General features: G+C 69.0%; 15 protein-coding genes. 10 read left to right on the top strand and 5 right to left on the bottom strand.

The features are described from left to right. Nucleotides 1–22: 22 nt before the first annotated feature. The 4 genes from ABZ098_RS22820 to eccE form a co-directional block, all read right to left on the bottom strand. Nucleotides 23–2,989 carry an SCO5717 family growth-regulating ATPase gene (locus ABZ098_RS22820; RefSeq protein WP_356593897.1) on the bottom strand — a complete coding sequence of 989 codons (2,967 nt, stop codon included), beginning with the start codon at nucleotides 2,987–2,989 and terminating at the stop codon, nucleotides 23–25. A gap of 310 nt (nucleotides 2,990–3,299) precedes the next feature. Continuing rightward, nucleotides 3,300–3,644, bottom strand: coding sequence for a DUF397 domain-containing protein (locus tag ABZ098_RS22815; RefSeq protein ID WP_356593895.1), 345 nt, complete (start codon nucleotides 3,642–3,644; stop codon nucleotides 3,300–3,302). Between the two features lie 137 nt (nucleotides 3,645–3,781). Further along, entirely contained in the window at nucleotides 3,782–4,612 is an 831-nt protein-coding gene (locus ABZ098_RS22810; protein ID WP_356593893.1) for a hypothetical protein, read from the bottom strand. Continuing rightward, nucleotides 4,612–5,952 (bottom strand): type VII secretion protein EccE, encoded by a 1,341-nt coding sequence (gene eccE, locus ABZ098_RS22805; protein ID WP_356593891.1) that lies wholly within the window; start codon nucleotides 5,950–5,952, stop codon nucleotides 4,612–4,614. Before eccE ends, ABZ098_RS22810 begins: the two co-directional genes overlap by 1 nt. Before the next feature lie 195 nt (nucleotides 5,953–6,147). Here eccE and eccB point away from each other — a divergent pair, with 195 nt between their 5' ends. From eccB to ABZ098_RS22770, 7 genes are all read left to right on the top strand, one after another. Further along, on the top strand, nucleotides 6,148–7,713 hold the full coding sequence (gene eccB, locus ABZ098_RS22800) for a type VII secretion protein EccB (protein WP_356593889.1): 1,566 nt from the start codon (nucleotides 6,148–6,150) through the stop codon (nucleotides 7,711–7,713). A gap of 279 nt (nucleotides 7,714–7,992) precedes the next feature. Next, on the top strand, nucleotides 7,993–8,313 hold the full coding sequence (locus ABZ098_RS22795) for a WXG100 family type VII secretion target (RefSeq protein ID WP_007385064.1): 321 nt from the start codon (nucleotides 7,993–7,995) through the stop codon (nucleotides 8,311–8,313). A gap of 67 nt (nucleotides 8,314–8,380) precedes the next feature. After that, the gene (locus ABZ098_RS22790) at nucleotides 8,381–8,674 is read left to right on the top strand and encodes a WXG100 family type VII secretion target (protein WP_007385065.1); all 294 of its coding nucleotides are present in this window, start codon (nucleotides 8,381–8,383) and stop codon (nucleotides 8,672–8,674) included. Nucleotides 8,675–8,938: 264 nt separating this feature from the next. Continuing rightward, a complete protein-coding gene (gene mycP / locus ABZ098_RS22785) occupies nucleotides 8,939–10,237 on the top strand; it encodes a type VII secretion-associated serine protease mycosin (protein WP_356593886.1) in 1,299 nt (432 codons plus the stop codon). A 5-nt stretch (nucleotides 10,238–10,242) separates the two neighbouring features. Then, nucleotides 10,243–10,557 carry a hypothetical protein gene (locus ABZ098_RS22780; RefSeq protein WP_007385067.1) on the top strand — a complete coding sequence of 105 codons (315 nt, stop codon included), beginning with the start codon at nucleotides 10,243–10,245 and terminating at the stop codon, nucleotides 10,555–10,557. 39 nt (nucleotides 10,558–10,596) lie between these two features. Beyond that, the gene (locus ABZ098_RS22775; protein ID WP_356593884.1) at nucleotides 10,597–12,000 is read left to right on the top strand and encodes a hypothetical protein; all 1,404 of its coding nucleotides are present in this window, start codon (nucleotides 10,597–10,599) and stop codon (nucleotides 11,998–12,000) included. Nucleotides 12,001–12,094: 94 nt separating this feature from the next. Continuing rightward, on the top strand, nucleotides 12,095–13,420 hold the full coding sequence (locus ABZ098_RS22770; RefSeq protein ID WP_356593882.1) for a S8 family serine peptidase: 1,326 nt from the start codon (nucleotides 12,095–12,097) through the stop codon (nucleotides 13,418–13,420). A gap of 119 nt (nucleotides 13,421–13,539) precedes the next feature. Here ABZ098_RS22770 and ABZ098_RS22765 read toward each other — a convergent pair whose 3' ends face one another. Continuing rightward, entirely contained in the window at nucleotides 13,540–14,052 is a 513-nt protein-coding gene (locus ABZ098_RS22765) for a hypothetical protein (RefSeq protein WP_356593880.1), read from the bottom strand. 433 nt (nucleotides 14,053–14,485) lie between these two features. Between ABZ098_RS22765 and ABZ098_RS22760 the strand changes: the two genes are divergently transcribed. The 3 genes from ABZ098_RS22760 to ABZ098_RS22750 all read left to right on the top strand — a co-directional run bounded on the left by ABZ098_RS22760 (nucleotide 14,486) and on the right by ABZ098_RS22750 (nucleotide 18,234). Beyond that, a complete protein-coding gene (locus tag ABZ098_RS22760) occupies nucleotides 14,486–15,187 on the top strand; it encodes a hypothetical protein (RefSeq protein WP_356593878.1) in 702 nt (233 codons plus the stop codon). A 320-nt stretch (nucleotides 15,188–15,507) separates the two neighbouring features. After that, the gene (locus tag ABZ098_RS22755) at nucleotides 15,508–15,948 is read left to right on the top strand and encodes a hypothetical protein (protein WP_356593877.1); all 441 of its coding nucleotides are present in this window, start codon (nucleotides 15,508–15,510) and stop codon (nucleotides 15,946–15,948) included. Nucleotides 15,949–16,035: 87 nt separating this feature from the next. Then, on the top strand, nucleotides 16,036–18,234 hold the full coding sequence (locus ABZ098_RS22750) for a DUF6571 family protein (RefSeq protein WP_356593875.1): 2,199 nt from the start codon (nucleotides 16,036–16,038) through the stop codon (nucleotides 18,232–18,234).

The raw sequence follows: 18,234 nt of genomic DNA, 5'->3' as shown, positions 1-18,234 counted from the left end.
GCCGGCCCTCTTCGTCGCGGTGCTACTGCTGCGGCGGCTGACCCGCGTTCGGGTCGTACGGCGGCTGCGGGAACCCGGGCTGCGGCTGACCGGGCTGTCCGGTCTGCCACGGCTGGCCGGGCTGGGCGCCGGGGAAGCCCTGGAACGGCGGCTGTGCGGCCGGGGGCTGGCCCGGCTGCTGCTGGCCCGGCATCGGCGGAGCCATCGTCGGCGGCTGGTTGCCGCCGTTTCCGGTCCACAGACCCTGCTCCTGCTGGGCCCGCACGAAGTCCTCGGCCACCATCGCGGCGAGGTCGAAGTACGCCTCCCGGACCTTGGGCCGCATCATGTCGAGGTCGACCTCGGCACCGGCCGCCAGGTGCTCGTCGAACGGCACCACGATGACACCGCGGCAGCGCTGCTCGAAGTGGGTGACGATGTCCTCGACCTTGATCATCTTGCCGGTCTCGCGCACCCCCGAGATCACGGTGATGGACCGCGACACCAGGGACGCGTACCCGTGCGCCGACAGCCAGTCGAGCGTGGTGCTGGCGCTGCTCGCGCCGTCCACCGACGGCGTCGAGATGATGATGAGCTGGTCGGCGAGGTCCAGGACCCCGCGCATGGCGCTGTAGAGCAGACCCGTGCCCGAGTCCGTGAGGATGATCGGGTACTGACGGCCCAGCACGTCGATCGCGCGCCGGTAGTCCTCGTCGTTGAACGTCGTGGACACGGCCGGGTCGACGTCGTTGGCGATGATCTCGAGGCCCGAGGCCGCCTGGGACGTGAACCGGCGGATGTCCATGTACGAGTTGAGGTACGGGATCGCCTGGACCAGGTCACGGATGGTCGCGCCGGTCTCGCGCCGCACCCGTCGGCCGAGCGTGCCGGCGTCCGGGTTGGCGTCGATGGCGAGGATCTTGTCCTGCCGCTCGGTGGCGAGGGTGGAGCCGAGGGCGGTCGTCGTGGTCGTCTTGCCCACGCCGCCCTTGAGGCTGATCACCGCGATCCGGTAGCACGACAGCACCGGGGTGCGGATGAGATCCAGCTTGCGCTGCCTCTCCTGCTCCTCCTTCTTGCCGCCGAGCTTGAACTTCGACCCGCCCGGGATCGGACGGCTGCTCTTGGCCTTCTGCTTCTTGCTGTTGACCAGCCGGTCCGAGGTCAGCTCGACCGCGGCGTTGTAGCCGAGCGGCGCGCCCGCGCCCGCGACCTGCTGCCGCTGGTCGTGCTGGACGGCAGCGGGCCAGGCGGCACCGGTGCGCGGGTCCACGCCCGGCTGGCCGGGGGCACCCCCGTAGGGGTTGGGCTGGGGAGCCTGTGGCGGCTGCTGTCCCGGATGCGCCGGGGGCATGGGCTGACCGGGCTGGCCGGGGGCCTGCTGCTGCGGCTGGGCCGGGGCGGGCGGCTGCGGGTAGCCGTAGCCGCCCGGCGTGGGCTGGGGGGCCGGGGGCTGAGGGAAGCCGTAGCCGCTCTGGGGGTGCTGGGGTGCGGGGGGCTGCGGGAACCCGTAGCCCGCCTGCGGGTTCGGGGGAGCGGGCGGCTGGGGGTAGCCGTAGCCGCCGGGTGTGGGCTGGGGGGCCTGCGGGGCCGGGGGCTGGGGGAAGCCGTAACCGCTCTGCGGGTGCTGGGGCGCGGGCGGCTGCGGGAAGCCGTAACCGCCCTGCGGCGCCGGGCCGTCGGGCTGCGGCGGGTTGGCCGGCCAGCCGCCGGGCGCGGGCTGCGGTGCCTGCGGCGGTGCCGCGGCGGCCGCCGGCTGGGCGGGCGGAGTCGGGGTGCCGGGCTGCGCGGCGGGCGGCTGCGGCTGGCCGCCCGTCGTCCACTCGGGGGCCGAAGGCGGGGCCGTGCCGGAGTCGGCCGAGGCGAACTGGGGCGGGAGCGGCGGGACGGCGCCCTGCGGCGCCGGCGGGGGCCGCCAGCCGTCCTGCTGGGCTTCGGGCTGCTCCGGCGCGGGGGGCTGCGCGGCCTCGGGCTGCTCCGGGGCGGCCGGGGGCTGCTCCGGTGCGGCCGTCTGCGGGGCCGGTGCGGTCGTCTGCGCGTCCGGGGTGGCGGCCTGCGGTTCCGCGCCGGTGTCGGTGGCGGTGTCCGTGTCGTCGGCGGAGGTGCCGGCCGGGGGCTCCGGTTCCGTGGCCTCGGCGGCGGGCGGGGCCTGGGAGGCGTCCGCGCCTTCGTCGTCGGAGCCGGACGCGGATGCCGCCTCGCTCGGGGCGGGGGCGGCCGGCGCGGTCTCACCCGCCTCCGGGGACACCTGCGGAGCCTCACCGGTGGCCGGGGGCTCGGGCGCGGTGGGCGCGTCCGCGGACGGGGCCGCGGGGGGCTGCGGGGCGCTCGTCGTCGTGGCGGCCGCGGACGGGGTTTCTCCACGGCCTTCCGCGTCCGCGTCGGTGCCGCTCTGGACAGCGGGCGGTCCCGGGGGCGCCGGGGTCACGGGAGCGGCGGGCGGCTCGGGCGCGACCGGGGGAGCGGGTGCCGTCGACGCCACGGGGGGCGCGGAGGCCACGGCCGGTGCGGGAGCCACGGGTGCCGGGGGCGCGGGCGGCTGCGGGTAGCCGTAACCGGGCTGGGGGTTCGGCGGCGCGGGCGGCTGCGGGTAGCCGTAACCGCCCTGCGGGTTCGGGGGAGCCGGCGGCTGGGGGTAGCCGTAGCCGGGCTGGGGGTTCGGGGGAGCCGGCGGCTGCGGGGCCGCGGGGTTTCCCGCCCACGGCGGCGGAGGCGGCGGAGTCGCGCCGGCCGGACCCGCGGACGGGTCGAACTGCGGGGCGGGAGCGGGAGCCGACGGTGCCGAACCGGACGTATCGGGGTAACCAGGGTGCTGTGCGGGCGCGGTGGGGGCAGGGGCCGGCGCAGGAGGCGCCGCCTCCGTCTCGGGCGCCGCGCTCTGCGTGTACCAGGCGGGGGCGGCGTAGTCGATGGTGAACTCGCCCGTCATCTCGGTGGCGGACTCCGCGTCGGACTGGTCGTCGCTGGGCGTGGTCCAGCCCGCGCGCAGCCCGTCCCGATCGCTCTGCACAATTCCTCCTGGTTGGTCGAGCACCCTCGTGCCGTGTGGGCACTCATGTGCCGGGCTGGGGGCGACCGTTCCTGTGGTCCGATCCGACTGAAGTCCCCTGGACGCGAACTACCCACCCGTGGGTTCGTACGTCGCACCCGCATCAAGCGTAAACGCCACAGGCGTCGGCGGGGCAGGCCCGTCCGCCGTGCGCTCGCACGCGACGGAGCGGTGCCTGCCTGGATGTCGCCCTTGTGACGGTTGTCTGTCTCCTGAAGCCCGGTGCGGTCGGCTCTGTCCCGTCGGGGCCGGACCGTCGCGCCTGCTCCGCCTACTTCGCCTGCTCCGGCTGCTCCGCGTGCTCGGCGGCGGGTCCGCCGTCGTGCGGGGCGGGCTCCAGGTCGAACTCGCCGTCGCGCGCGCCCAGTACGAAGGCCCGCCACTCCGCCTCCGTGTACCGCAACACGGTGTCCGGGTCCAGGGAGGACCGCATGGCCACCGCGCCCTCGGGGAGGTAGGCGATCTCGACGCGCTCCTCGTGCTCCTCGGTGCCGGGCGCGCTGTGCCACTCGACCCCGGAGATGTCCAGGCCGTACAACTCGTCCCGTTCCCGCTCTTTTCGCGCCTTTACGTCCGGGTCCGGAGTCTTTGCGGCGATGTCGTCCGTGTCGGTCATGGTCGGCGGGCCCTTTCTCATGAGCGAACCTCGTGCAGGAGCACCCTACTTGGCCTGGGGCCCCTCACACGGCGCAACGGTTCGGTCACGAACTCGTGTGGGGGGCCGAGACCTTGGCCGCGCCCTGAGCCCGCCCGTCAGTCCATCCGGCGGGGTGCCCCGAGCAGACCGGTCTCCGCGTCGGTGGGCTGGGTCATCACGTACTGCCGGCTCTTCTGCGTGCACCACAGGGCCACGTTGTCGGCGAGCGACGGCAGGGACGCCGCGTCGCCCTGGGGCAACCGCATGGACTTGCCGACCACTTGGGACTCCTGCGGGGAGATCCGCTGTACGCCGACCACGTCCGCGTTGGCGAGCAGCCGGGGCGCGGTGGGGCCGAGGTAGGGGAGCAGGGTCAGCACCGACTGCCAGGGCGCGGTGGTGAGACGGCTGCGCGGCGGGCGGATGCCGAGGTCGCGGATGATGAGCACGGGGCTGGCCGGGGACGGGCCCTGCGGGGCGATCCGACCCACCTGGTGCACCGTCACGCACTGCTGGCCGCCGCCGGCCGCCTGCGCCATCGGCGCCCACAGCTGCGGACGTGCCGTCTCGACGGCCACGCGCGCGCCGATCGCCGCCGCTCGCAGGGCGATGACCTGGGCCATCCAGGTGCCGCCCACCAGCACCATGTCGAGACGCGTGGGTCGGCACAGGCCCAGCACCGCGGGCTGGTTGTCCTGGTCGATGCCGAGGATCAGACCGTCGTCGCCTACGGGCAGGGACAGCTGCGCCAGGACGTCCGCGTCGACGAGGTGCCGCTCACGCCGGGGACCGAGCAGCCCGAAGGCCTCCCGCAGGCGCCGCTCGGGGCCGATCCGGGCGGGCTCGGGGGAGCGGGGCAGGTGCCCGGGACGCTGTCCGGGGAAGCCCGGGGCGGACGACGATCCGAAGCCTGAGCGGCCGGAGGGACGCATGGTGGGGGCGGACATCAGCGGGTACCTCCCAGCGGCAGGGTGGCCAGAACTCCGGGCAACTGCTCACGGTCGAGCCGTACGAGACCGACCTTGAAGGCGGACGCCGCCCGCTCCAAGTGCTGGGTGGCCTCGCCCAGTTCGTTCTCACCGCGGCCGGTCAGGCGGACGTGTCCCGACAGCGCCAGGACCTTGCCGCGCCGCCTGCTGATGGTGAGCGAGAAGGTGCTCGCGAGCGTGGGCGCGGAGGTCAGCGCGCCGACCAGCCGGGGGAACGCCGGTCCGGCGCCGCCGAACTGCGGCCACTTGGAGATCCAGTACGTGGTGTGCAGCCGGTCGTCGCAGCGCCAGGTACGGGTGGTCTCGGCGGTACGGCGGCCCGAGCGGCTGCCGTCGAGGGCGGCACCGCCGGTGGTGGCCATCGGGTTGACACAGCTCGACGTCGCGATGGCCCCGCAGATGTCCGACTCGCTGAGCACCTTGGCCTGCATGCCGGCCCCCATGAGGCGGCTGGCCAACTGGTCGGCGACCCGCAGCAGCGCCCGCCGGGCCCCCTGCATACCGCCGCCGCGGGCCGCAACGGCCTCCGGGCACAGCTCCGGGTCGAGCTTGAGCGCGACCCAGGTGATGCGCAGACCCGGCGTCATGCTCTGGGCCTGCAACGGCCCGTAGGAACGGACCGCCATGGCCTGCGGGGGCAGGTGCGGGGCGGGGGCGGGCTGGGTGTGCTGGACGATCTGGACCGAGGCGAGGCGGATGTCGTCCACCTCCAGCAGGCCCTGGAGCAGATCGAGGGGGATGTCGCCGGTGCCGTAGGAGGGGCGCAGGGGGGTGTCCGCGGCCTGCACCTGCACCAGCGCGGTGAGGAAGGTGCCGTCGCCGAGCATGCCGATCTCGCGCTGCTCGCGGTCCTGGAAGGCGTAGGTGCGCAGCGCCGGGTCGCACTCGACGGCCGGGGCGAAACCGGGGTCGGTGCCGGGCGGTACGGGCTCGGCGTTGCGCTTGCGGCGGTCGCGGAGCGCGCGGGCGGTGCTGAACCACTCGGGCAGCGGGCGGCCGCGGCGGCGCAGCAGTCCGGCGAGGACCAGGGGCACGGCCAGCACGACGCCGACGGTGAGACCGATGGGGCGCAGCAGCCAGCCGATCAGCAGGACCGCGGCGGCCAGTTCGAAGCCGACGAGCTGCTGGACGCGGATGGGGCCGATGCTGCCGGGACGCCGGGCGAGCGACGGCGAGGCCGGACTCGCGGGCCTGGGGGTCGAGGACGACTGTGCCGCGTCCGGCACCTGCCCCGGCCCCTGGTTCTCCTGGGTACGACGGCTGCCGTTACGGCGCCGGGACCTGGTCGCAGTGCTCATCCCCCGGTACAACCCCTTTGCATTGTCTGGCCGCGACTCGAGCTGGCGGCGGATCACCGTACCCCGTACCGTACGGTGCGATCGTCACACGGCATAGTAGAGGCCCCTGCAGGAGCAAACGCCACGGAGTACCGGGCCGCCCTGGGGAGTTCCGCATTCGGCAACAAAGCGAAAAAACGGGGAGTTGACCCATCGATGGCGACACGTCGGGATGAGCTGAACGCTTACTCCTTCGCGCGCAGGCGCACGGTGGCGGCGTTTCTTCAGCCGTCTCCGCACGGTTCGGAAGAGGCCGCGCCGCGCCCCCTCAAGACGGTCCTGCCGAGTCTCGGTGTGGCGGCGCTGGTGCTCATCGGATTCGGCGCCTGGGGCATGCTCAGCCCGACCGCGCCGAAGGGCTGGGACGCACAGGGCAAGAACATCCTCGTCGGCAGCGAGTCGACGACGCGCTACGTGCTGGTGAAGACCAAGGGCGAGAACAAGCTCAGCCTGCACCCGGTCCTCAACCTGGCGTCCGCCAAGCTGCTGCTGAACGGCGAGAACCCCCAGGTCATCAAGATCAAGGAATCGGTGCTCGACAACAGCAAGTACCCGATGGGCGCCACCGTCGGCATCCCCTTCGCCCCGGACCGGCTGCCGTCCGCGTCGGACGCGGAGACGGCGAAGACCTGGGCGCTGTGCCAGGCCCCCGGCACGGACGGGCAGCCCGTCAGCGCGACCTACGTGCTGGACAAGAGCGACTACAACCACCTGCTGAACAACAGCGGGGAACTGCACCAGAAGCAGGTCCTGTACGTCGAGGGGCCGCCGGACCCGAGCGTCGGCTTCGGCCCGAGGTACATGGTGAGCGCGGACGGGAACGCCTACCTCATCGGCGGCGACCTGTGGAAGCTCGCGGGCGACAACAACACGACACAGGACATCGAGCGTGCCGTTTTCGGTGACGGGGCGGAGCCGCAGAAGGTCAGCGCGGACTTCATCAAGACGCTGAACGTCGTGGGCAATCTCGAGTTCCCCACCCTGGAGGACGCCGGAGACGCGGCACAGGTCGACACTCTCGGTCCCAACCTCGGCAAGGTGGGCATGGTCCTCGAAGCCGAATCCGGTGCCGGGCGCCAGAAGTACATCGTGCTCAAGGACAAGATCCAGCCCGTGTCCGACTTCACGGCACAGCTGTGGCTGCGCAGCACGTGGATCAGCCGGGTCTACGGCGGCACGGACCCGAAGCCGATGAACGTCCAGTTCAACTCCATCCACCCGTCGGACGGCGAGTGGCAGTCGGAGAAGAAGTGGCCCAAGGAACCGGTGACCCAGGCCAACACGCACTGGGAGCAGGGCGGCGACAAGGTCTCGTGCAGCATCTGGCACGGCGGCGAGAAGAACCCGCAGACCGGCGGCCTGCCGCTGATGACCGTGTGGGCCGGCCGGGACTTCCCGAAGGACGTCTCCCAGAGCGGTTCCCGGACATACGTCTCGCCCGGCAGCGGCCTGCTCTTCAAGAGGATCACCGGCACCGACGCCGGCGGCGGCAGCACCTTCCTGGTCACCGACACCGGCCTGCGCTACTCGATCCCCGCCCGCAACGACAGCGAGGTGACGGGCGGCGAGAAGGCCGACACCCAGCAGAACACCAACACCTCCCAGATCAGGCTCGGCTACGGCAAGATCCGCGCGGAGTCGGTTCCGGCGAAGTGGGCGGACCTGCTGGCGGCGGGGCCGGAGCTCAGCAGCGGCAACGCGGAGCAGGCGCAGGGGTCGTAGGACGCGTCCACGGCCTGTTTCAGTGGCTGCTTCACCGGCACCTGCACCGGCACCTTCATCGATTGCTTTACCGGTCGCTTCACTCACTTCACGAACGCACTTGTGAAAGAGGTGAGTTGACTTCATCGCGATCTTGCTACAAGCCCCAACTGATGTTCGCTCTGTCAGCGGATGCGACTAGAGTGGAACCAGACCGGACTGATGCGTCAGCCACCACGCGGTGCCGACGTTTCGAGTGAGGGTCGACTCAGAACTCCTACGTCTCATGGGGGACACAACATGGCTGGACAGCAGTTCACCATGACCGAGGAGGAGATGGTCGCGTTCAGCGGCAAGATCTCCTCGGTCAACTCCTCGATCCAGGGCGAAATCTCCCGCCTGCAGACCGTGATCGACACGATCACGGGCGGCTGGAAGGGCTCGGCGGCCACCGCGTACAACAACCTGCAGTCGCAGGTGAACCAGGATGCCAACAAGATCAACCAGATCTTGAACGACATCAAGGAAGCGATCGACCAGAGCACCAAGGCCTACGCGGCTTCGGAAGAGGAGCAGCGCGCGTCCATCCAGAACATCGCGGCCTCGTCCCCCTTCGGATGATCGGACCCGTGCGCCGCGGCGCACGTCCGTGACCGACCATCCACACATCTGAGGAGACATAGAAGAGATGTCCGGGCAGATTCTTGTAAATTTCGCCACGATCTCCCAGGCCGCGCAGGACGTCCGCAGCACCGCGGGCAAGATCCGTACGCAGCTTGACGAACTGGAGAGCGGCGTCAAGCGCATCTCCGCCAGCTGGGAAGGCTCGGCGCAGGAGTCCTACCGCGCCAAGCAGGCCGAGTGGGACCAGCGTGCCGCCTCCATGCAGCAGACGCTGGAGGCCATCGCCAAGGCCCTCGACAGCGCCGCCCAGAACTACCAGGCGACCGAGTCGAAGAACGCCCAGATCTGGGGCGGCTGACGTGATCGCCTGATGGGGGCGGGTGCGCGACAGCGCGCTCGCCCCCATCGGCGGTTCACGGGGCGTGCGGACGTTTGGGCTCAAAGCCGGGTCATCGGCTCATAGCGGGGTCGCCGACCCAAGCCGGGTCATCGATCCACAGCCGGGCCATTGCCCCGTAGCTGTGTCATCGCCCCATAGCGGGGTCATCGACCCGTAGCCGTGTCATCAGCTCGAACCTGGTCCGTACGCGTCGTACAGAAACAAAACGGGAGGACGTAACAAGTGGGATCCGGGGCATCGCGCGCCGCGCGTCGGAGCGCCGCAGGCACCGCCGCCCTGGCGGTCCTCGCCTGTGGGCTGCCCTTCGCGGGCGCCGCACCGGCAGCCGCCGCGGACCGGGTGCGGACCGTCCTGGCCGACGACGGCGTGCGCTTCCAGATCGACGACACCAGTTGTTCGTTCCCGTCGGACATCATCAAGGGAACACCCTGGTCGTTGCAGCGCGTCGTCCTCGACCAGCTCTGGCAGGACACCAAGGGCAAGGGCGTCAAGGTCGCCGTCATCGACACCGGAGTCGACACCGTCAACGCCCAGCTCAAGGGCGCCGTGGCCAACGGCACGGACTTCCTGCACAAGGGCGGCAACGGCAAGAACGACTCCGAGGTGGGCCACGGCACGAAGGTGGCCGGGATCATCGCCGCCCGCAAGCTCGACGGCACGGGCTTCATCGGCCTCGCTCCGGAAGCGACGATCATCCCGATCCGCCAGAACGACGACAAGGGCAGCGGCAACGTCAACACGATGATCCAGGCGATCATCTGGGCCGCCGACCACGGCGCGAGCATCATCAACATCTCGCAGGACACCGCGTCGAAGATGAACCCGACGGTGGACACCGCGTTCCGGGGAGCCATCAAGTACGCCCAGGACAAGCATGACGTCCTGATCGTCGCGGCGGCCGGCAACGACGGCGCGGACGGCAAGGCCAAGGACACGTACCCGGCCTCGTATCCGGGCGTGCTGGCGGTCGCGGCCTCCGACCGCAACAACGCCCGCGCCCCCTTCTCCCAGTCGGGCTCGTTCGTGGGCGTCGCGGCACCGGGCATCGACATGGTCTCGACGGTCCCGACGGGCGGCAACTGCGTCGACCAGGGCACGAGTTTCGCGGCCCCGTACGTCTCAGGCGTCGCGGCCCTGATCCGCGCCAAGCATCCCGAGTGGAACTACAAGCAGGTCATCACCCAGATAGAGCAGACGGCAGACCGGAGCAAGGCGGGCCGCGACAACTTCGTGGGCTGGGGTGTCATCGACCCGGCGGCCGCGGTCAACGACGACACGACGACTCCCTCTGCCGACGGCCCGAAGCCGGACACGGTCGGTCCCGCCGGCCACTCGGCGAACGTCCAGGCCGCGACACTGGTCCTGGGCGAGAGCGAACAGCAACGGTCGGAACGCTACGCGCTGTACGTCCTGGCGGCCGGCTTCGCCCTTGTCCTTCTGCTGTTCGGGGGCGGACGGGTCCTGAGTGACTGGCGCCGCAAGCAGGGTGTGGGTAACAACGTGGAGTCAACGGGGAGCTGAGCATCATGGCTGAGCAGTACAAGGTCGATCTGAGTGAGATCGAGGGGACGATCACCAAGCTCAACGGCGTCATCAGAGACATGTCGACGTCCAAGTCGAGCTGCATGGGCAACACGTACCTGCCGCAGGGCGCGTTGGGTACGGGCTTCGGTGAGGCGAAGGCGCTGTACGACGCCCACGAAGCGATGAAGGAGCGTCTCTACGAGATCGTCGCGCACCTGGAAGACGTGCTGGACGACTTCGGGAAGAAGACGAAGAGGACGCATGACGCGTTCAGCGACGCTGAGGCGGAGAACTATGCGGCGTTCAACAGGAAGTAACGGGATGTCCTGCTACGTGGATATGAGGGGGCTGTAGACATGGGCGACAAGGACATCGACGACTTCGAGTACGTCGAGACGAATCAGTGCATTTCGGCGAAGCACACCACGCCGTTCGGGCTCAACTACGACATGGACCAGATGAAGGACATGGTCCGTGACGCCGACCCGGCCACGGTGCGGAGGGTCGCGACGGCCTGGGACGCGCTCAGCAAGGACCTGGTCGGGCCGGGCGGGATCAAGGAGAGCCTCGACGCCGCCGTCGAGCACGTTCTCGCCCACTGGGAGGGCCAGAGCGCGGATCTGTTCAGGGCGCGGGCGCAGGTGATCGGCAAGAAGATCACCGACAGCTCCAAGTACGCCTCGCACACCTCGATCTCCCTCCAGGGCGCCGCCGCGAAGCTCGACGAGATCAAGCCCGCGGTCCTGGCGATGGAGAAGCCGGGCAAGGTCTCCAGCGCGCTCGACTACGTCGGCAACATGGGCGACCGCGACGACTCGGGCGCGAACAACGCCCTCAAGAGCGGCGCCGGCTCCCAGGAAGCCCTCGACGGCAACGCGGGCAGCCTGTCCGAGGGACGCGAGGCGCAGCTGCGGATGGCTGTGAAGATGGAGGCGTTGGGGGCGGCTTATAACAGTCGGGCTGCGGAGATGGGGTCGTGGAAGACCAGCAAGGAGAACACCGACGACTATCCCGGTGATCCGGGTGGCGTCGCTCCCGCTCCGGTGATCATGCCCGCAGAGACCGCGACGCGAAGCCCGCAGCGCGTAGCGACGGGCACTGCACGTACTGGCCAGGCTCACACGATCAGCTCGTCCAAGGCCGTAACTCCGCCATCGGGTATTACGGGCGGCGCACACAAGCCGACTGTCTCGCAGCCGCAGGTTGGCACGGCGATTGACGGTGTCTCTGGTGGCCGCACCGGTGCGCCGGTAGTCGGTGGTGGCGGCACAGTCACTGGTGGCTCCGCTGGCGGCGGGGGGATCGGGGGCGGAGGCTTCATCGGTGGCGTTGCTGGTGGCGCGGCGGCTGGAGCAGGTGCCGCTCGCGCCGGCATGGTCGGTCGTGCCGGTGCCGGTGCCGGTGCCGGTGGCATGACAGGCCGCGCCGGTACTGGCGGCGTAGGTGGCGCGGGTGCCTCGAAGGGCGCGGCGGGACGTGTCGGCGGTACGGCTCGTGGTGGCGTTGTCGGTGGCACGCCCAAGTCCGGTGCGGGCGCGGGCAGGGGCACCGCTGGTGGCTCGGGCCTGCACAGCAGCCGCGGCGCGGCAGGAAAGGGAGCCAGCGCTGTTCGTAAGGGCGGCATCGCGGGTGCCCCCGGTTCGCGCACTGGCCGCCGTAAGGAAGATGAGCAGCACGAGGGCGAGCGTCCCGACTACCTGGTCGAAGACGAGGAGACCTGGACCCCGCAGACCAATGCGGCGCCTCGGGTCATTGAGTAGTCGTCGGCGCTCAGACCTCATCGTCACATGACAGGATGCGTGGGCGTGGCTTCCGGGCCACGCCCACGTTCGGTAACGGGAGAGGGATGACGGCATGGCCTTCACGCGAACAGTGCGTGCACTGAGCGCTGCGGCACTGACAGGTGGGCTGATTCTGGCGGCGGCTCCTGCTGCTTCTGCCGACCAGACCAGACGCGATCAGTGGGCGCTGGACACTCTGCAGGCCCAGGCCGTCTGGAAAATCTCCAAGGGGAAGGGCGTAACCGTTGCTGTCATCGATAGCGGCGTAAATGCCGCACACGAGGATCTGAAAGGAAATGTCCTCAAGGGGCATGACTTTCAGGACGGCGACGATGACCCCACTCCCGAGGCCACAGACAGCAGTCCTGAACACGGTACGGCCATGGCTTCGGTAATCGCTGCTCATGGGCATGGCCCGGCGGCCCAGGACGGCGTAATGGGCCTTGCACCAGAAGCGAAGATTCTTCCCATCCGGGACGGTGGCGTCGGCTATGCGGAAGAGATCCGCTATGCCGTGGATCACGGAGCTTCGATCATCAATATGTCGGTTTCCACTACCCAGGAATCGTCCGAAGATCGCGACGCCATCGCCTATGCTCTCCAAAAAAACGTTCTTATCGTTACCGCGTCGGGAAACTCGGGGCGAGGCGATGTCGTGGATTACCCGAAGAAGTACCCTGGTGTCCTGACAGTTGGTGGCGTGGACCGCAATGGAGAGATCTGGAAAGGTTCTGATTACGGACCCGAACTTCTTTTGACTGCGCCGGCTACTCGCATTGTGCATGCAGGGTGGCCCGGAGATAAGCTCAGTATCGGAGACGGAACCTCAGACGCTGCCGCGTTCGTATCAGCTGCTGCTGCTTTGTTGCGATCAAAGTTTCCTGATCTCACGGCAGGGCAGATCGCCAATCGCCTCGTGAAGACCGCAGTCCTTCCCGCATCCGCCGAGGGACTTTCCCTCCCTGATGAGAAGTACGGCTATGGAAGCATCCGTCCGCTTGCTGCGCTGACGGAGGACATCCCCGCAGGTTCGAAGTACGGACCGCTCAAAGCCCCGGCAGCGGGGCCTGAAAGCTCGTCTGCTGCCGCCGGTTCGTCCGACACCGAAGATTCAGCGGCACAAAAAAAGGCAGACCAGAAGCAGATGATCTTCTTCGTTGTCCTTGGTGTCATCGCCCTTGTCGTGGTTGGCCTCATCGTTCTTCTGATCGTGAAGCTGTCTCGGCGCAACAGGAACGGGAATGGTGGGCCCGGCGGCCCGGCCGCGTACCCGCCGTACGGTCAGCAGCCCTTCCCGCCGCAGCAGAATCCGTATCAGCAACCCACCTCGCCGCAGCAGCACAACCCGTACCAGCAGCAGTCCACCCCGCCGTCTGGTCAGTGGCCGCCTCAGCAGTAGGTGTGGGGATCGTTCTCCATAGAAGTGCATTGCGCTTGCGTGGGCGTGGCCTTCGGGTCACGCCCACTTTGCGTAGCCGGCGGCGACTTGTCTGGGCGGGAGGCTGACGCCGCACAGTCTCACAAGCTGCCGAACACCACGCCGCGCCAGACCCAGCCGGACCTGAGGACCGTGTTCCGCAGTGGGTCGACCAGGTCTGAGCTGTCGAAGCGGAAGGTCTCTGTCGCTTCCAGGTCGCCGTCGTCAGCTCGTTGGATGCTCCGGCGCGTGGAGACGGTCCTGCTCGGTCCGCGTGTGTACTGCGACGTGACCTCGAGCCTCGCGGGGTTGCCGACGCGGCCGATCTCCCACGCCTCCTGGAGGGCGCGTAGTTCATGGCGTTCGTGGTCCAGGCGCATGCGGATGCGGATGGCGCGGGACAGCTGCGACTGGACGAAGAAGTGCTGCCAGGTCGGTTCCGCCAGCCGCCACTCGGCGACCAGATCGGCGTCTTCCGGGGTGCCGTCGCGGATGACGTAGGGGAGGTCGGGCCGGTTGAGGCCGAGCAGGGCGGTCCGTAGCGTCTTGGCGGAGGCCGGTACGACACCGTCGGCGGGGCGCTGGGTGCCGGTCAACTTGTCGAAGATTCCCACGAGGTCAACCTACGGGCAACCACAACCACTGGTCGGAAGTAGGTCCGGAACAGCCCTGTGCGGTGGGGAGGTTCTCCGTAGCGGGCGTGAAACATTCGTGCTCAGACCGTGGAAGTGGTGCTGGGATTCCGGTGCGCGTTCGAGTTTGCGATGTTCTTTTGCTTTCTCTTGTGTCACGTGGGCTTACTTCGGCTACTAGACTCCGCACTCCAGCTTTGCTGGCTCCGTCGGTCGCATCGGCGTTGAGGTGTGGTGTTCCCGGGTGGGCGCCGCAACTCCGTCGATTTGTAGGCGAGTTGGAGTTCCGGGCGATCGTTGCTTAAATGATCATGCAAGTTTGCCCGCAAATCCAATATTCACGGGGGTCTTTATGAAGACGCACGTCCTGTCTGCCCGGCATGCCGCCACCGCGTTCGCCTGTGCTGTCGCGCTCGTGTCTCTCACGGCCTGCAACAACGGCAGTGACACCGCGAAGTCCGCAGCCGGTTCCACGCCGTCCAGCGCTGCGAAAGCCAGTCCCGCAGCCGAGCCGAATGGCGTCGAGAAGCTCTCCGTCAAGGAGATCTACAACACCGGCATGAAGACCAATGCCGAATCCGGTTCCTTCCGCGAGAAGATGGAGCGCGCCGGAAACAAGAGTGATCTGCGGCTCTCCGCCACGGAGTGCGTCGGCACCGTCGAACTCCCGGACAAGGGCGCCTTCGAGATCATCCGCAAGGGCAGCGACATCTGGGTCAAGCCCGACTCGACGTTCGCGAAGGGCATGAACTCCGCGCTCGGCGAGAACGCGTTCTCCACCGAGAAGTGGACCCATGGAACGCCGAGCAACGTGCTGATGGCGAAGCTCGCGAGCTGGTGTCACCAGGAGCAGTTCAGCGCGCCCGACACGCTCACCGCCGGCAGCAAGGCGACCAAGGGCAAGGTCACGACGGTGGAAGGCCAGCAGGCGGTGCCGGTCGTACTGGCGGACAAGGGCGAGTCCGTCACCTGGTACGTGGCGACCACCGGCAAGCCGTACTTCATCAAGCAGGTCAGCACCCGCGACGACATGCAGGACCTCACGGACTCGGACTTCGGCGGGGCGGTGGGTGCCAAGGCGCCGTCCGGGGCGGTCGTCGAGGCGCCGAAGGCCTGATCGTCGGCAAGCGGCAAGCGGCAAGCGGCAAGCGGCAAGCGGCAAGCAGTAGACGATGGCGGTGAACGGCTCGGTGGGCAAGCGTCCGCCGAGCCGTTCGCGTGCGCCTTCACACTCGTCCCACAGTGCGGCCGACGGTGGGCTACACGAACGAAGATCCGGTATCTTTCGGCCTGCTGATTGGCATGTTCTCGCCCATGTCGCCGAGCGCGAGGCTCGGCCGGAGTGGGCTCCTCACGTCGTACGGACGCAACGCGATCCGTGGTCGAGCGGGCGAACCGGGCATGTCCACCACTTTCACAACGGGGATGGGACAAGGGATGAGTACTCCCTTCGACACGCCGCAGCACAGCGGCTCCACTCAGACGCGGCTGAACTCCGTGCCCGCGGAAGGCGGCGGAGGGGGCGGCGGGGGAGGCGGCGGTACCAACGTCGACACCCAGCGCCTCGACGAGGCGGCCAACGCGCTCGTCGAGCTGCGCGGTGACACCGAGAACGTCGACAACGGCGCCGACGAGGACTGCCTGAGCGCTTCCCGGGGGCTGAACAAGCACAGTGGCGGGGGCATGGCCGAGGCGGGCTCCTGGGCCACCGCCGGCTCCCTGGTGACGATGGACGTCCGCTGGGGCTCCCAGGTCCTCAACCTCAAGAGTCTGCTCCAGGACATCAGCGACAAGCTCCACACCACCACGGGCCACTACACCCGCACCGAGCAGGAGGAACAGGCCCGGCAGCACTCGATCAGCACGCCCTTCGGGTGAGTTGGGCCGCCCGGGCCGTCGCCGCAGCGTCGCGTCCGGGCGAGCCACCGAGTCGTACCGGAACCCCCTCACAAGGAGCAGTCGCACATGGTGTCCATCCCCTACCTCGACAAGGCCGACCTCGCCCCGCTGGCCGATGCCGCCGCATCCTGGAACGCACTGCCCGCCAAGTACGAGGCGTTGCAACGGGAGTTCGAGCAGCGGGTCATCAACCACCTCAAGGGCCACTGGGAGGGGGACGCGGCCGACGCCGCCTTCACCACCATGGGCAAGGCCCGCACCGAGTACGAGAACGCCGCCACCGAGGCGGAGCGCATAGCCAAACTGCTGCTGGACGCGCACGGCGAATTCGCCGCCTCCCAGAAGCAGTTGCACGCGCTGCTCGACGAGGCCCGCAACGACCACTACAAGGTCTACGACGACGGCCGCGTCGAGGACGTCGACCCGCGGCAGGACAGCCCCACCGCCTCCGCCTCGCCGGGTCTCGCCGAGGAACGCAAGCAGAAGCTGGACTCGCTCGTCTCCCGGCTGACGCGGGTCCTGGAGGTGGCCACCGCCGCTGACGAGGCGGCCAGTTCGGCTCTGGAGCGCGACGCCAACGGCGGCGACAACCAGTCCTTCAACACCAGCGGCTACACCACGCTCGACGCCGTCGAAGCCGACCAGGCCGCCGCGCTGATGAACAAGAAGGGGCGGCTCAGCGACGCGGAGATCACCAAGCTCAACCTGCTTCTCTCCGCCAACAAGAACGACCCCGAGTTCTCACGCGACTTCGCGGTCAAGACCGGTGGCGAGAACATGCTGAGCAAGTACAACGAGCTCATGAGTCCGCCCGCCGGCACCACGCTCTCCAAGGCGCAGTTGGCGCAACTCAAGGAGCTCAAGGCCAACTTGGGCACCACCATCGGTACGGCGACCACGTCGGACGACCACCGCAAGGGCGGACCCGACCCGGAGATCACCAAGTTCCAGAACGACCTCCTCAAGGCCGGCCAGCGCGACTTCAACGCCAACCCCACCGAGTCGGCGTACGGCCTCAGCGGCTACCAGCTCACCAGCAGCCTGATGAGCGAGGGCAAGTGGGACAAGGACTTCCTCCAGGACTACGGCGACGCGCTGATCACCGCGGAGAAGAACGGCGCCAACGCCGGGCAGAACCCGGACGCCTACTGGGGATACCCGCGGACGCTGGGGTCGACCAACATCGGCGCGCTCGACCCGATGACGGGATTCATGGACGCCCTGGGGCACAACCCGGACGCCTCGACCGAGTTCCTCGCCTCCGACGCCACCATCGACGGTGAGAAGGTCGACCACCTGGACTATCTGCTCAAGGACCGGCACTGGCCCGAAGGCCCCGGCTACACGGGCGACCCCGCCAACCCCAGTGGCTACAACAACCTCGGCCACGCCATGGAATCCGCGACCTCGGGCCGTGCCTTCGACGACGACGGTGCTCCCGTGAAGCACACGCCCGAGCGGGCAGCTCTGATGAAGGAGGTTGTCGACACGATCGGAGGCGATCCGGGCCTGGCCAGCGACTCGCCCCGGGACGCGCTGCGCGACAGCCTGGGGAACATGACGGCCGAGTACATGGCGGACGTGCAGGGCGCGATAGCGAGCGAGCAGGGCACGATCAAGCCCTTCGGGGCGGATGCCAACCTGGACATGGGCACCTTGGAGCCGTTCATCGCCACGGTCGGTCGGGACCCCGACGCGTACGTCGCGATCACGGAGGCCTCGCAGGCCAACACCGCGATCTGGATGCAGCAGGTGGCGAAGAGCAATCCGTCCGACCTGAACGCCGCGATGGAGAACGTCACCTATCCGGGGGGCGTCGTGGCCGGAATCCTCAGCGACTCGCGTGACCAGGCCATCTTCGAGGAGCACTCGGCGTCCGACAAGGACTTCAACGACGCCTTGGCGACCGGTGACAAATGGGCAGGACGCGGCCTGGGCATGGCGGTCGGCGCGGCGACGGGTACGGCCGCTCCGATCGTGGGAACGATCGCGGGCTGGGCCGTCGAGGACATCCAGGCGATGGTGGTGGAGCAGGTCCAACAGGACACCACGGACGAGGCCAAGCGGGAAGCGGCCACGAAGTACGCCGAAGGTTGGAACGCGGCGGGCGAATCCAGCGCGTCGTCGGTACGGGAGGCCATCGCGAATTCGGGACTGCAGATGTCGCAGAAAGACCTCGACGTGTTGGCGGGCTCCGTGGAACAGGCCGCGAAGTCCGGGCATACGGCGGGAACCGCCTGGAACTCCTCAGTGAACGGACGATGA

It is taken from the genome of Streptomyces sp. NPDC006335, from assembly GCF_040612795.1.
Classification (GTDB): domain Bacteria; phylum Actinomycetota; class Actinomycetes; order Streptomycetales; family Streptomycetaceae; genus Streptomyces.
Note: the sequence above shows the minus strand (reverse complement) of the source record. Positions and strands in the feature narration are given on the sequence as shown.